The sequence below is a fragment of the Oceanobacillus sp. B139/18 genome (genome assembly GCF_055524595.1).
In genome coordinates this window covers 222,011-236,122 of sequence record NZ_JBVFXI010000001.1, presented here as the reverse complement: position 1 = coordinate 236,122, position 14,112 = coordinate 222,011, and the positions used below count along the sequence as shown (strand labels likewise).

General features: G+C 38.1%; 16 protein-coding genes. 2 read left to right on the top strand and 14 right to left on the bottom strand.

Annotation, left to right across the window (positions count from 1 at the left end):
* Positions 1-36 precede the first annotated feature (36 nt).
* From coaD to ACZSMY_RS01080, 7 genes are all read right to left on the bottom strand, one after another.
* A complete protein-coding gene (gene coaD, locus ACZSMY_RS01110; protein WP_042536352.1) occupies positions 37-519 on the bottom strand; it encodes a pantetheine-phosphate adenylyltransferase in 483 nt (160 codons plus the stop codon).
* 3 nt (positions 520-522) lie between these two features.
* Complete coding sequence (gene rsmD / locus ACZSMY_RS01105; RefSeq protein WP_465147409.1) at positions 523-1,092, bottom strand: 16S rRNA (guanine(966)-N(2))-methyltransferase RsmD; 570 nt, start codon at positions 1,090-1,092, stop codon at positions 523-525.
* A 296-nt stretch (positions 1,093-1,388) separates the two neighbouring features.
* Complete coding sequence (locus ACZSMY_RS01100; protein ID WP_042535218.1) at positions 1,389-1,661, bottom strand: YlbG family protein; 273 nt, start codon at positions 1,659-1,661, stop codon at positions 1,389-1,391.
* Positions 1,662-1,778: 117 nt separating this feature from the next.
* Positions 1,779-2,216: a YlbF/YmcA family competence regulator gene (locus tag ACZSMY_RS01095; protein WP_193063304.1), complete on the bottom strand. Its 438-nt coding sequence runs from the start codon at positions 2,214-2,216 to the stop codon at positions 1,779-1,781.
* Positions 2,217-2,387: 171 nt separating this feature from the next.
* The gene (locus ACZSMY_RS01090) at positions 2,388-2,621 is read right to left on the bottom strand and encodes a YlbE-like family protein (RefSeq protein ID WP_193063302.1); all 234 of its coding nucleotides are present in this window, start codon (positions 2,619-2,621) and stop codon (positions 2,388-2,390) included.
* Between the two features lie 10 nt (positions 2,622-2,631).
* Positions 2,632-3,054, bottom strand: coding sequence for a YlbD family protein (gene ylbD / locus ACZSMY_RS01085; RefSeq protein WP_193063300.1), 423 nt, complete (start codon positions 3,052-3,054; stop codon positions 2,632-2,634).
* A gap of 369 nt (positions 3,055-3,423) precedes the next feature.
* On the bottom strand, positions 3,424-4,491 hold the full coding sequence (locus ACZSMY_RS01080; RefSeq protein ID WP_289584873.1) for a CAP domain-containing protein: 1,068 nt from the start codon (positions 4,489-4,491) through the stop codon (positions 3,424-3,426).
* A 311-nt stretch (positions 4,492-4,802) separates the two neighbouring features.
* Here ACZSMY_RS01080 and ACZSMY_RS01075 point away from each other — a divergent pair, with 311 nt between their 5' ends.
* A complete protein-coding gene (locus ACZSMY_RS01075; RefSeq protein ID WP_042535224.1) occupies positions 4,803-5,168 on the top strand; it encodes a YugN family protein in 366 nt (121 codons plus the stop codon).
* Positions 5,169-5,850: 682 nt separating this feature from the next.
* Here the strand turns inward: ACZSMY_RS01075 and ACZSMY_RS01070 are convergent.
* The 7 genes from ACZSMY_RS01070 to cyoE form a co-directional block, all read right to left on the bottom strand.
* Positions 5,851-6,306 (bottom strand): DUF420 domain-containing protein, encoded by a 456-nt coding sequence (locus ACZSMY_RS01070; protein WP_256704869.1) that lies wholly within the window; start codon positions 6,304-6,306, stop codon positions 5,851-5,853.
* A 228-nt stretch (positions 6,307-6,534) separates the two neighbouring features.
* Positions 6,535-7,440 (bottom strand): cytochrome c oxidase assembly factor CtaG, encoded by a 906-nt coding sequence (gene ctaG, locus ACZSMY_RS01065; protein WP_332093777.1) that lies wholly within the window; start codon positions 7,438-7,440, stop codon positions 6,535-6,537.
* A 207-nt stretch (positions 7,441-7,647) separates the two neighbouring features.
* The gene (gene ctaF, locus ACZSMY_RS01060; protein ID WP_042535229.1) at positions 7,648-7,968 is read right to left on the bottom strand and encodes a cytochrome c oxidase subunit IVB; all 321 of its coding nucleotides are present in this window, start codon (positions 7,966-7,968) and stop codon (positions 7,648-7,650) included.
* Positions 7,969-7,971: 3 nt separating this feature from the next.
* Complete coding sequence (locus ACZSMY_RS01055) at positions 7,972-8,595, bottom strand: cytochrome (ubi)quinol oxidase subunit III (protein WP_042535231.1); 624 nt, start codon at positions 8,593-8,595, stop codon at positions 7,972-7,974.
* 1 nt (position 8,596) lies between these two features.
* Positions 8,597-10,444, bottom strand: coding sequence for a cytochrome c oxidase subunit I (ctaD, locus tag ACZSMY_RS01050; protein WP_465147628.1), 1,848 nt, complete (start codon positions 10,442-10,444; stop codon positions 8,597-8,599).
* Positions 10,445-10,486: 42 nt separating this feature from the next.
* Positions 10,487-11,569, bottom strand: coding sequence for a cytochrome c oxidase subunit II (coxB, locus tag ACZSMY_RS01045; protein ID WP_042535233.1), 1,083 nt, complete (start codon positions 11,567-11,569; stop codon positions 10,487-10,489).
* A 65-nt stretch (positions 11,570-11,634) separates the two neighbouring features.
* Complete coding sequence (gene cyoE / locus ACZSMY_RS01040) at positions 11,635-12,579, bottom strand: heme o synthase (RefSeq protein WP_289584875.1); 945 nt, start codon at positions 12,577-12,579, stop codon at positions 11,635-11,637.
* 602 nt (positions 12,580-13,181) lie between these two features.
* Between cyoE and ACZSMY_RS01035 the strand changes: the two genes are divergently transcribed.
* Positions 13,182-14,096: a COX15/CtaA family protein gene (locus ACZSMY_RS01035; protein ID WP_256704873.1), complete on the top strand. Its 915-nt coding sequence runs from the start codon at positions 13,182-13,184 to the stop codon at positions 14,094-14,096.
* Positions 14,097-14,112: the final 16 nt, after the last annotated feature.

The window sequence follows — 14,112 nt, the reverse complement described above, 5'->3', positions numbered from 1 at the left end:
TGTAACGAATGAAATCCGCATCCGTTCATTATTTTTTTATTGATTATATTTCTGCTTCAGTGCCGTTTCCACCACTTCTGGAACAAGACCAGAAATATTTCCCTGGTATTTAGCCGCTTCCTTTACCATACTTGAGCTTAAAAAAGAATATTTTGTGTTTGTCATCATAAATAAGGTTTCCACGTCTTCGTTTAACTTCCGGTTCATCGACGTAATCTGCATCTCATATTCAAAATCACTGACTGCCCGCAATCCTCTAATAACTGCAGTAGCTCCTACTTCTTCCGCATAATCCATGAGTAATCCGCTCGAAGAATCGACCCTTACATTTGGCAGGTCCTTCAATGATTCTTCTAATAACTGCATTCTTTCTTCTACTGTAAAGAGTGGAGATTTGGATTGATTATTAAACACGGTAACTACTATCTCTTCAAACACTTTAGCACCACGTCTGATAATATCCAGATGGCCATTCGTTACCGGATCGAAACTCCCGGGGCATATCGCTAATTTCCTCATCATTTATGCTTCCTCTCTTTTATCTGATTGGTAAATCGTTACTTGAACTAAACCGCCATAATCTGCTTGTTTGATTGCTTTCAAGGATTTATACGTATCTGGCAGCATGTTTGTCTTATCATGCTCACAATAGACAATCGCATTCTTATTCAGCATTTTGCTATCGAGCAGATAATCAAGTAATTTCATATAATCTTTACTTTTATACGGCGGATCTAAAAGCACTAAATCAAATTGTAATTCTCGTTTAGCGATGGCTTTTAAAGCACGTTCTGCGTCATTTCGATAGACCTCTGCCTGCGCTTCTAATTGGAGCGATTTCAAATTTTCTTTAATGATTTGAACTGCCTTGGGATGTTTATCTACGAAAATCACCTTAGACATGTCTCTGCTTAATGCTTCGATTCCCAGAGACCCGCTTCCCGCAAATAAATCTAAAGTTAGTCCTCCTGAAAAGTAAGGACCCATTACTTGAAACACAGCTTCCTTTACTTTATCAGAAGTCGGTCTTGTAGACTCACCAGCTGCATTTTTTAACACTCTTCCTTTATGTATTCCTGCTATAACGCGCACTTCTGAATCACCTCAGCTTCTTTTAGCTCGTCAATAGTCTACCACGATTCGCCGCTTTAGCAAATTATTTTTATTCGTTATGTATATTATTTTTTACTTTGTCTATACTATCATAATGATTCAGCTAAATATGATTTAGTTGAAACGGAAGAAGGCTTATTCTTCCCCATAAGCTCTTCATCCGGTTTCTCCTCTCCCTTTAGCCTTTTATTTTTTATAAAAATAAAAGGACCTGCAGTAATTTTGACTGCAGGTTTTTTCTTTTTATTTGATATATTTCTTTTTAGACGTCTTGTTTAAATTCCCATTTTATAATCGTATTGCTTCGCTTTATCCGGCTTCGCGTTTTCATAGTTTGTCGGAATAAACGGCTTTTGAGAACGTTCCACTTTAGAAACAAAAGCAAACTGATTAAATTTTTTCTCAATAGCATCAATATCCTCGCGATTAACGTAAATAACCGCATAGCGATGCTTTTTAGATACGTGAATAAGATGACCATGTTTTTTTAGCTGCCTGACATTCTTCATATGTTGAAACCAGACAACAATTCCTTGCCTTTCTACCATGCTGTCATCCCTCCTTTTATTTCTATATGTATAAAGCAGGAAGCCCGCTTTCTGGACCCTGCTCTACGTCTTATCACAAATAACCGTCTGAAACCCCTTGCGGAAGGAAGTTTCATTTTACGAGGCACAGCCGCAAGCTCCGCCGCTCCCGCAGCCACAGCCGCTGTCTGTTAACGCTGCGCCGTCTTTAGGAGCTTTAATTTGCTCACTGACACTCTCTGCCACGAACTGGCTGACTTCATCCAATAAATTTTGCAAATTTCTTTCAGCAATTTTAAAAGCAGCTACTTTGTCGTTCAAATCCATATCCCTTTTTTTGGAACGGACCTGCTTCATAATATCATAATAGTCCGGATGATATCTGCCGAACCGCTGCACATCTTCATAGTGCTCTTTAACATCTGCAAATGTTCTAATCAGTTTCTGTGCTTCTTTATCTTCATCCAATACTTTCTTAGCCGATTGGTATTGCTGCATGATATCGGACTGCAGGATCATTTTTCCGACATGCTCCGACTCATCTAATATATCTACATATTCCATTGTAGCAATCATTTCCACACCTCCGCGAATAAATGAATAAATGTAAACAAGAGAAACAATCTCTTAGTAAGGTTTATGCCATTTCCTATTAAAATAGATGTTCTTTCATTTTACTGCATCCTCAATTAATAGTTATCCTTTTTATCATACCATTTTATTATTCGAAAGAAAACAGAGCTGACTTCAATCTTTCATCGATTTAGCCATCTCTGCGAACATTCTTACCATTTGTAATTGATTCGAGAAGGTATTCACTTTTTGAGGAAATGTTTTTCCATAAAATTTTTTTGCTTCTTTTTTCAACTCTGTCAGACGGCCGGGGTCGCGCATCAAATAACGATACCAAATAGGATGATATCGGATAAATTCAGCAAGTTCCGGATTTTTTCTAAGGTAGGCAATGACGTCATTATCCATGTTATCCCCTCTAATCTTTTCTTAGTGAAAAAGGAGCCCGGGGCGCTTTATTAGCGGAAGGCTTTTTCATATCACCAATCATTTCCTGAACAACACCAATCGCTTTACTTAATTGTTCGATTTGTCCATGTACTTTTTCCGAATCTAAGTTTTGCGTATAGTCTACAATCTGCCGGATAATATCGGAATGATCCGTTTTCTTACTTTTTTTGCTTTCTTGATTTGTTGATTCGCCCTGACTCTTTGATTCTGTTTTTGCCGCTTTTTCTTCCGTTTTATATTCATCCCAAAACGGGTCATCTTCATCTAAAATTGCCCACTTTTCATAAAACTCCTGCCACCCCCTGCCGCTTTTTCTGATTTCCTCCAACAACTTAGGATGGCGGTTCACAAAGGCTTTAAATGCTGCAACACTAGGATGTAATTGACTCATTTTTTTCACCGTCCTTTTTACACTTTAGGGGCATACAGTTATGAAAGCTACAGTTTGTGCATGGTTTTGTTGGAACGAGTAATCGCGTTTCTACTACCAGTCCTATTGAAAGTAATCCTTTATTTGTGAGGCTCAGCCTGCTAAGCGTTATTTATAACCCTACAATAACCTATGTAAATCGGTTGAAAATGTGCTATCGCTTATTATTTTCTGTACAAGAAAACTAGGTATACCGCTTGTTTTTTTAAATACCGGTGTTCTCGCCAAAGAGATGTCCGCTGGAGCGGCTATCCTTACTTTATTACTCTACAAAAAATAAAGAAGCCACAGGTGTGCGGCTCCTTTCTCTGTTAAACAAACATAAGTACGTTAAAAAGGTTTTCCTAAAAAGTTTTGGGTATAATAAAAACGGTATACACCAACTCCAAGGAAACTGTATTCATCACTAAGTAATGCTTCCCGGTGACTTTCACTGTTTAACCAGCCCTCCATTGCCGCAGGAGCGTCCGGATATTGCGCTGCGATATTTTCTCCAGCGGCAACATAGGCAACCTGCTTTTCCTCCAGACGTTCTCTTAAACCATCTCCATCTAAACTAACATGAGAAAAATAATCATTCTCGTACATATCTTTGCTGTGGTCATATGCAACAAGACTTACTTGATCATCCCATTCTAACTGCGGCAAGTCATGTTTATAACGCATGATATTAGAAATATCAAAAACCTGCTGCTCCATCCCTTCCTGAATTTCTCTCCATTCCTCTTCATTAAATTCAGGCTGTTCAGGCAGATCTCCCTGATATTCAATTTCATATGGCCTTTGCAATAAAAGCGCATCTCCTGTAGAAATCCTCATAGACGACAACTTTTCTGTAAACGTATCAAAATAAAATTGAATAAAAGTAGAGTCACTTATTTTCACCAGCGGTCTCGTCTGAAGGTCTTCTGTGTTTAACCGGAAAGTAAACGAAGAATCGCCTTCCGTATAAGTTACTTCGTTTAAAAAAGGAAATGTATCTGCCACTTCGATATAATCCGCTCCAGAGTCAATTGGAGATATCTCTAAATTATCCCCAATGGCATAAACAGATACAATCTCATCTTCTAAAATAGCAAACTGACCATATTGGCTTTCTGAGTCATTATATACATACCATTCATAATTATATGCACTAACATCAATTCTGTCCGGTTCTCCCAGCTCTTCTGTAAGTTCATTTGACGTCTTTCCTATCCATTGATATAAATCGCCTTCCAAATTCATCTGAGGAAGCTCTGCTGCTGTTCCTTTAGGCTCTATCGTTTCTTCATCCTCATCAAGATAGGACGCTGCTTCTCTTACAACCTCTACAGGTGATGAATTCATCTGGTATATAACAATAAATACAAGGAGTGCAATAATCATGATTATCATTACATTACGAAGCCTTTTCATGATTGGAACCCCCATCCAGCAGATAAATAAAACATTATCAATGCATGTTCAAAAAGCAGCCGGCGATTTCCGATAGGCGGGTGCCTGTATCCTTCTTTCCTATCTGACACAACGCGTCAGCTAAAGCGATTGCTGTTTTATCATTCGGGGACTTTTTGAACTTTCTATGTATAATCTACTTATCTATTTTATACCCTATTATCATAATATTATACCCTTTCTTTGCTATCGTCCATGGTTTCTATTGCATCTATTACCGTTTCGTATTATCCTTAAATTAAGCAGAATATTATTGATGAGGTGAAAGTAAAATGAGATTTGAAAACACTGGGATAGAAGACACAATTATTGATGTACAGGTATTGGATCACGTAACAGCAAATCTTGCCTTTATCCGGGCCGGGCAATGGGATTATGAACGCGTTACCTATGATTACAAAATCGGATCCAACGAAGAAGGTATTACATACTATATCCGCGTACAAGGTTATGCTATCGAAGGTGATGTGGATAAGCGCAACGCCGTTATTAAATTAATGACTCCTTTACTTGGTAAACATTATTATCCACACGGCGTTGAGTATGGCGAAGAAGAGAACTTTCCTGAAAGCGTTGTAGAAAGAACGAACACATTACTCGCAAAACTTAGCGACGAACTGCAATATTACAAAAAATAAAAAGACACCATTCAAAAGAGCTGACATATTATCTCCAGTTAATATGTCAGCTCTTTTTATATTCTGAATGATTTAATCAGATAAGAAAAACCAAGAATACCGCTTGTTAAAACATCGGTGTTCTCGCCGAAGAGATGTCCGCTACGGGAAGTCGCTTTCCGCGGGCAACGTTCAGCCGCACGGTAAGAAAACCGCTTCCTGCTCAGGTCTACCTGTTGCTTTTCCCGCAGGAGTCGACAACATCCGCTCCCATCTAAGTGGAATTATTTTTTATTTGCTATTTTACAAGGAAATAACGCAATTTCTAGTGACGGTTTTGATGGGGCGAGTAATCGCAGTTGTTTTCGGTGGGACGAGTAATCGCAGTCCCAGTGGGAAGATCCCGCAGGAAAAAAGTGACCTTCTTTTTTTCTACCCGCAGGGCATAAGTGCGACTTTAGCCCTGTCTGCACCTGTCGGCTTGCCAATCGCTAAGTCTTCTTTAAAGGAGATGAGTTCGGGGCCTACGGAAAGCGGAGTGTGTTTCTGGGGCCTAAGATTACTCACCCCATAAAACCCGTTGGAGCGGATATATTCAGCATTTTTTTATATACTTTCTCTTGTTCTTCAAAAAAAGGATACATGCTCCTTTATAAAGCACTGTATCCTTTAAATGCTGCCTATATGTTATCCCATCCGCAGATTAAAAACCAAGAATAGCTTTGATCATACTCGTGGTTTCACCCGGATCGTACATTACATATAGAAAAATATAAACAAGTATCCCCGTAATCGCACTGAAAAACCAAATAATACTTGTTATCGGGCCGATTTTACGGTGTTTCTTAATATTCCGCTTAAATGCTAATACAAGCGTTACAACTCCAAATACAGCTCCAACTGTAGCTAAAATAATATGGAAAATCAGGAAAATCGTAAAGTAAGTCTGTATACTTTCAGGTCCTCCAAAGCTTGTATTTCCTATAAATACGGTACGTGATACATAAATAATGAAGAAAAGAAGGGCACTGACAGCTGCTGATATCATCACAGCTTTATGTTCTTTTCTTTTATTTTTAACGATTAAAACCCAGCCTATTGCTACAAGTATTGCACTCAAAGCAATAAAAAATGTACTGATTGTTGGTAGTAAATGCATTGCTTTATCCTCCAGTATTTCTAATTATGCGTTCTAAAGTTCTCAGAAAGTTTGAAACCATGCCCATACAGTGACCATTTTTAAAGCATGCTTTTGTCTAGTATAACGATAATTATATGAACACAGATTGCAGCCATATATTATAGATGTTTAAGGCTTTGCCCTCCCGTTATATACGCTACATACTTTCTAGCCTTTTACTTCAGCTCCACTTCTAAATATCTCTTTTTAATGTGATTCTGCTGGTTTTGCCGGCAACGGATCAATCGTGTTTTTTTCTTTGTTAACCCAAGAAAAAATAATTGTTGCTAGAACCCCTCCATAAGTAATTTCCTGAATAACCTTCATAATAATACCGCCGAGCTGCTGATCAATCAGTGTACTGAGCGGTGTAAACATTTCCGGTCCAGTTAAACCGGGAGCAAGTCCCTGTAAAACATCAGTCGGTACACAAAGACTCATCGCCTGCATCCATGCTCCTCCTTGTGTATAGGTAGCGTAAAGAGGTTCAGGTGCAAAAATAATCAATACACAGGCCGGTGTGATTAATACACTATTTGCAAAAATATAACCTATTTTTAATAGCGGCTGCATCCGGTCGAATTCCTTTAAAGGGGCCAGCAGCGGGAAAAACATAAAGAAGGCTGCAATTAACAGAATCCCGTGAATCACCGTATGAATGACTGGCGAAGACTTTGCAAACTCAAAGAAAGAAGGTATATGATAAAGAGAAAATAAACCATTAAACAGCAATAAGGATATTAACGGTTTTGTACCTATTTCCACAATCGGTCTAATAACAGGCCGGTCAATTGCTTTTCGCCATAGCCAGGAAGGTATCCCTTTGATAACCAGTATCGGGATAATCAGCAAGTAAACAGCCATTTGAATCATGTGAGCAGTCAGCGTTATATGTGAGAGTAAATCAATTGGAGCGCCTTTTACTAAGTATAAACACACTATTGCCGTATAAAAAGAAATCTGCTGCTTCACAGTAACTTTATCATGATTGCCAAACTTATGCCGGTACGGTCCTGTAATTAGAAAATAAGCTAGTGCAATAAGAGCTGTAAATATCATAAAGTAAGGGCTCCATAATGCCCGAAACCCGAATATTTGTATATCTAACCACATACCTAATCATCTCCAGTTTAGTCTACTTTATCTATTATACCTTAAAATAAACAAGAATTCTCTAATGGGATTGTGACGATTTTAAAACATATCCTTCTATTTCATGCCCTATATTTTCCATATGATAAACAAAACGCTATGACAATTTAATAAATAAATCATCATAGCGTTTGTCATTTCAAAAGGATTGATTTCAATTTGTCTTACTTACCACCAAGTAATGATAGTAAAAGTCAATGCTACCATCACTGTAATAAAAATTCCCCCATAGATAATCTGGGCAGGCACCTCATGTCCTTTATCCTTTAGGTGCATAAAGTAGAAAAACTGAAACCCTACCTGTACAAAGGCAAGAAGCAGTAATATTGGAATAACGTACGTAGATGGTACCTCTAACATAACAAGAGCAAATGCAACTAAGGTAAAGAAAATCATTAAAGCAAAGCTGACTACCATTTTTTGCATTTCTTCTTTATTCTTTTGCTTTTGGAACGAATTAATTTTTCTTGTACTCATTTCATCTGTCATAAATTAACTCACCATCCCCATCAGATAAACAACTGTAAAGATGAATACCCACACTACATCGATGAAGTGCCAATATAGCGCAAATGTATTAAATTTTGGTGCATTATACAAATCCAGTCCCCGCTTCGCATTGCGAACCATCAATGTAATAATCCAAGATAATCCGAATACAACGTGCCCGCCGTGGAAACCAACTAATGTATAGAAGGCTGATCCAAATGCAGAAGAACGAAATGTAAACCCATAATCATGAATATAATGTGCAAATTCATAAATCTCACACGCAAGGAAAGCAAGACCCAGTAATGCTGTAATTCCCATCCATAGCTGCATCTTTTTAAAGTCATTATTTTTCATGTGATAAATTGCATATACACTTGTTAAAGAACTTGTTAAAAGCAAAACTGTCATTAAGAATACCAGACCCAGGCCATATAATTCCTGCGTTGTCGGACCGCCTGCAGCAGAATCTTTTAAGGCAAGGTACGTACCAAACAAACAGGCAAAAAGAACTGTCTCGCCACCAAGGAATATCCACAAGCCCATAAATTTATGTTTACCTTCCGTTGTTGCTTTTGAAGGATCTTTTGGCATATTCTTTGGATCAATGGAATGATCATGACTCATATTAATCACCCACCCTTTCTAGTTCTTCTTTAGAAATATGATGTCCGTGGTCATCTTTTAATGAACGGATTAACATACTGATTAATGCAATTGCCATTCCTGTATATACAGCAATTAGCCAATATTTACTTTCTGTTTGATAAATAAAACCATAGGAAGCAATCGTAAACCCAATAGTCATAATGAAAGGGAGAATAGACCCGTTAGGCATATGAATTTCATCTAATGGTTCTGCCGGAGTCACTTTTTTATTACCTTCCGTTTTTTCAATCCATAATGGATCTAACCCGCGAACTAATGGTAATTGTTTAAAGTTATAATGGACAGGCGGGGATGAAATTGTCCATTCAAGTGTGCGCCCGCTTCCCCAAGCATCGCCAGGGGCTTTTTTCCCTTTGATGGTTGTGTAGATTATATTAATCAAAAATACAATAACACCAAATGACATAAAGAAAGCACCAATGGTACTGATTAAGTTACCAGTATCCAGCCCTTGATTTTCCAAGAATACCCAGTAACGGCGTGGCATCCCCATTAAACCTAAGAAATGCTGAATAAAGAATGTTAAATGGAACCCAACAAAGAATGTCCAAAACGATAGCTGTCCTAACCCTTCGTGTAAATACCTGCCAAACATTTTTGGCCACCAATAATGAAGTCCAGCTAATATACCAAACACTGTTCCACCGACAATAACATAATGAAAGTGTCCAATAACAAAATAAGTGTCATGATATTGATAGTCAGCAACAGCTGAAGCAAGCATAACACCAGTCATTCCTCCGATAGTAAATGACGGAATGAAAGCTAATGACCATAACATTGCTGTATTGATTTTGATACTGCCACCCCAAAGGGTAAACAGCCAGTTAAATATTTTTATTCCCGTCGGAACAGCAATTGCCATCGTTGCTACTGCAAAGATAGAGTTTGCAACTGGCCCCAGGCCAACTGTAAACATATGGTGAGCCCAAACCATAAATCCTAAAAATGCAATTAAAAATGTCGCAAATACCATTGCTGTGTATCCAAACAAACGTTTCTTAGCAAATGTCGGGAAAACCTCACTAAATACACCAAAAACCGGTAAAATCAAAATGTATACTTCCGGATGTCCGAATATCCAGAATAAATGCTGCCAAATGATAGCATTCCCGCCTAATGCAGCATCGAAAAATGCAGAACCAAACATGCGGTCAAACATCATTAAGAATAATCCGACCGTCAATGCAGGGAAAGCAAATAGTATTAAGATACTAGCCACAAAAGTCGTCCATGTAAATAACGGCATCCTCATATAAGTCATACCCGGTGCACGCATTAAAACAATCGTAACAATAAAGTTGATTCCGCCCATTAATGTTCCCGCTCCGGATAATTGCAGCCCCATAATGTAGAAGTCAATCCCATGACCCGGTGATTGTATTGATAAAGGAGCATAGTTGGTCCAGCCGGCATCGGGTGCACCAGTAAACCAGCTAAGGTTTAATAGCAATCCTCCAAATAAAAACAACCAGAAACCTAAAGAGTTTAGAAACGGAAACGCAACGTCACGCGCTCCGATTTGCAGCGGCATAATAAAGTTCATCAATCCTAATAATATTGGCATTGCTGCAAGAAAAATCATCGTTGTACCGTGCATGGTAATCATTTCGTTATAAAGCCCTGCACTAATAAAATTATTCTCTGGTGAAATAAGTTGAATACGAATAATTACAGCTTCAAGACCGCCTAACAGGAAAAAGAATCCTCCGCCTGCAAGGTATAGAATACCGATCTTTTTATGATCGACAGTTGTCAGCCAATCCCATAAGGTAGCCCCGAAACCGCTTTTTTGAGCACTAGTCATACCCAAATTTTAAACCTCCCTTTTGTAACAGTCATTCACTTTTTAATCTCCTGCGTTTTCAGGTGTAATTTCTGAAGGCTGTAATTGCAATAGATATGCTGCAATACTTTCTGCTTCATCTTGATTCAGCTCTGGATATTGACCCGTCATTTGGTTGCCCGGCTTAATAGATTCAGGATCCATTAACCAGTCTACAAGGTTCTCCTCGTTATGCTCTAACACACCGGCAACATTGGATCGGTCTCCAAAGTTTGATAAATTCGGTCCAAAAGGTCCGTTATTCTCTGGACCAGCTTCAATGCCGGAAGCAGCTGCATCTGTCGCATGACAATTCATACAGTTATTTGCTTCAAATAACTCTTGACCTTCCTGAGCATCCGCAGTTTCAGGTTCTGCTTCTGCATCTATGTTCTGCATATCATCAACCCACTGTTCATACTCTTCAGGTGAAACAGCAATGACTTTAAAGTCCATTAATGAATGTGAAGGTCCGCATAGCTCAGCACATTTGCCCCAGTACACACCTTCCTCGTAAGCTTCGATATACATTGTATTTACATTCTCTGCATTGACATCCATTTTCCCGGAAATTGATGGAACCCAGAATGAATGAATAACATCAGAAGAGAGCATATGTAAATAAACGCGCTCGCCTGTAGGAATATACAGGTCTTGACTTGTTTGAACTTCTTCTCCAGGATACTCAAAATGCCACCAATATTGATTTCCTTTTACATTAACATTGATGAGTTCATCTGCACTGGAGTCATCTGCCAAATCAAAAGTCGCCAGAACAGTAGGCACAGCAATAATCAACACCAAAATAATCGGGATTACTGTCCATATTACTTCCAGCTTGTGGTTCCCTTCCACCTGCTCAGGAATATGGTCTTCCTGTCCTTTTTTCCTGCGAAAGCGAACAAGTGTAATCACATAAATCACCATAACCACAATAAACACACCTGTCATGATCAATGTGGTCAAAATAATAAGATCCATGGCTTGTTCTGCGCCGTAACCTTTAGGCTTTAGTGCAGTCAGATTTTCGATTCCGCAGCCCGCAAGAAATAATGCAAGTAATGTGAATACGAAAAATACTTTGGTTTTTCCCATCCAACCTCTCATGTAAGAATACCTCTCTTTCTTCTTGTTCTTTCCTTTTATATTTAAATTTTAAGGAATAACAATCATTAATTAAATATCGGCAGTGTGACAATAATCATTAACGGAAAAAGAATTGTTAAATAATTCAAGGAAAATATAAATACTAAATTAGCCCATTTCATATCCTTCTCCGTAAACAGCCCTATAAAACCAATCACCAGCCATGCGATATTCAATATTGTTGCTACAATCGTAAATGTTAAGCCCAGTGTAGGAAGCAAGAATAACGGCAACGGTAAAAGACAAGCGATATAAACATTAATTTGTCTTTTCGTTATGCCCATGCCTTTAACCACTGGCAGCATCGGTACTCCAGCCGCCTTATATTCTTCTTTTTTCTTCATTGCCAAGGCAAGAAAATGCGGTGTCTGCCATATAAACATAATTAAAAACATGATAAGCGGAACCACATGAAAAGAAGGATCGACTGCTGCCCAGCCAATCACAGGAGGCATTGCACCAGACAAGCTTCCAATAGCCGTGTTTAATGTGTATCTTCTCTTTGACCACATGGTGTACAATACGACATAGCCAAACCAGCCAATAAAAGCAAATAATGCCGCGTACCAAGTGGTAAACATCAATACTGCGAGTCCAAGACTGCTGACAACTATTCCCATTATCAGTACTGCCCGCAATGAAAAGAATCCGGTCACCGTTGGTCTTTTCTTCGTTCGGGACATTTTGGGATCAATATCTACATCATACCAGTTGTTCATAATGCAGCCGCCGGCAATTACTAAAGCACTTCCAATTATCATCAAAAGAAATGTTCCCCAATGATTGCTAAAGGAGGCGTTCGTTAAAGCGATAGCTACTAAAAAACCTGTAATTGCCGTAATCAAATTAGAATTGACAATTCCGATTTTTATAAGCGCCTTCACTTCTGACAGAAAAACAGTTATTTTTTCTTTGGTTGAAATGGTTGTGTTACCGATCAGCTCCGAGTAAGTCATGTCTACTTTATCCATAATTTCCCCCCTTCGCACCAGTAGGAAGACATAATAATAAACAGAATACACGCATTTGTTTCTATGTATTCCGTTTCCAACTTTAATTATAGCATGGATTTCTATGACAATCTAATGAACTTTTATATAATATATTACAACTATTTGAACATCCAGCTAAAAAGTTGTCTCGGAAAATAGATAAAGAAAATGAATTATGTATATTTTCTATTTTTTATAAAACGGCAACTGTTCTTCTGCATACTAATCCATACTATATTTCTAGCAAACATAACTGAATTATGCAAGCTTTTTTTATTTGCTGATGAAAACTTCAAAAAAACATGATACTATTAAGATTGGTATTCGGGTTTTGGTTTTTATTTTTGGAATAAAGTCATTTTGTCTGTCTTTATTTGTTAAACTGATGATATCAAAAATCAATGCAAAAACTTTATCTTATTCGTCCCTGATACAATTTTTCAAATAGGCAAAGCTGTGCTTCTATTCAGGCATTACAAGCGGATGTTAGATTTTGTTCAAAATTGGAAAGCGTTTCCCGCATGATTTTTGGTACACTGGAGATATTGGATAATTTACATAAGAAGTGAGGTTGCATAGATATGTTAAAAATACTAAAAATACTATCTGTGACAACGGCCATTGGAATGCTTCCCCTTCTTTTAGGAGGAGCACTTGTTACAAAAACAGGTTCAGCGGATGGATGCGGAGACAGCTGGCCGCTGTGTGAAGGCGAACTTCTCCCTGCTAACCTTCATTTTGAAATGATTGTTGAATTAAGTCATCGAATGGTCAGCGGCGCAGTTGGTATATTGGTGCTTTTACTTGCTATTCTTTCCTGGAAAGCATACAGACATCATAAGGAAGTTATTTTTTTAAGTTTTTCTGCATTATTTTTTATTATTGTACAAGCACTGGTCGGTGCAGCAGCAGTGGTCTGGGGACAGTCTGACTTTATATTGGCTACCCATTTCGGGATATCTTTAATTTGTTTTTCTGCTGTTTTTTTACTTATGCTATTATTCTTTGAAATTGATAAGAAATTACATACAGAAGATATCCATATTAATAAATCTCACCGAATTGAAATCTATGCGATAACGGTTTATACAATGTGTGTGGTATACAGCGGGGCACTGGTACGTCATACGAATTCCATCCTGGATTGTACCGATTGGCCATTTTGTTCCAATTCAGAGCCATTTGCCTTTGCAAGCTATTCCTTTCATCAATGGGTCCAGATGGGGCATCGTTTTGCAGCTGGAATCTTATTTTTGTGGACAATCCTTTTAACAGTCCGTATGCTAAAGAAATATAGCCGCAGCGAGGTTATGAGATGGGGCTGGATAATTACGCTGTCACTGATTACATTGCAGGTTATCTCCGGCTCGCTCATCATTTTTACACAGCTTAATTTATTTATTGCACTAGCCCATGCACTATTTATTACATGTTACTTTGGAATGCTGACTTACTTTATCCATCTGTCTTTCCGAAGCAGCAGAAAAGAAAAATAATCGAATCTATTATATT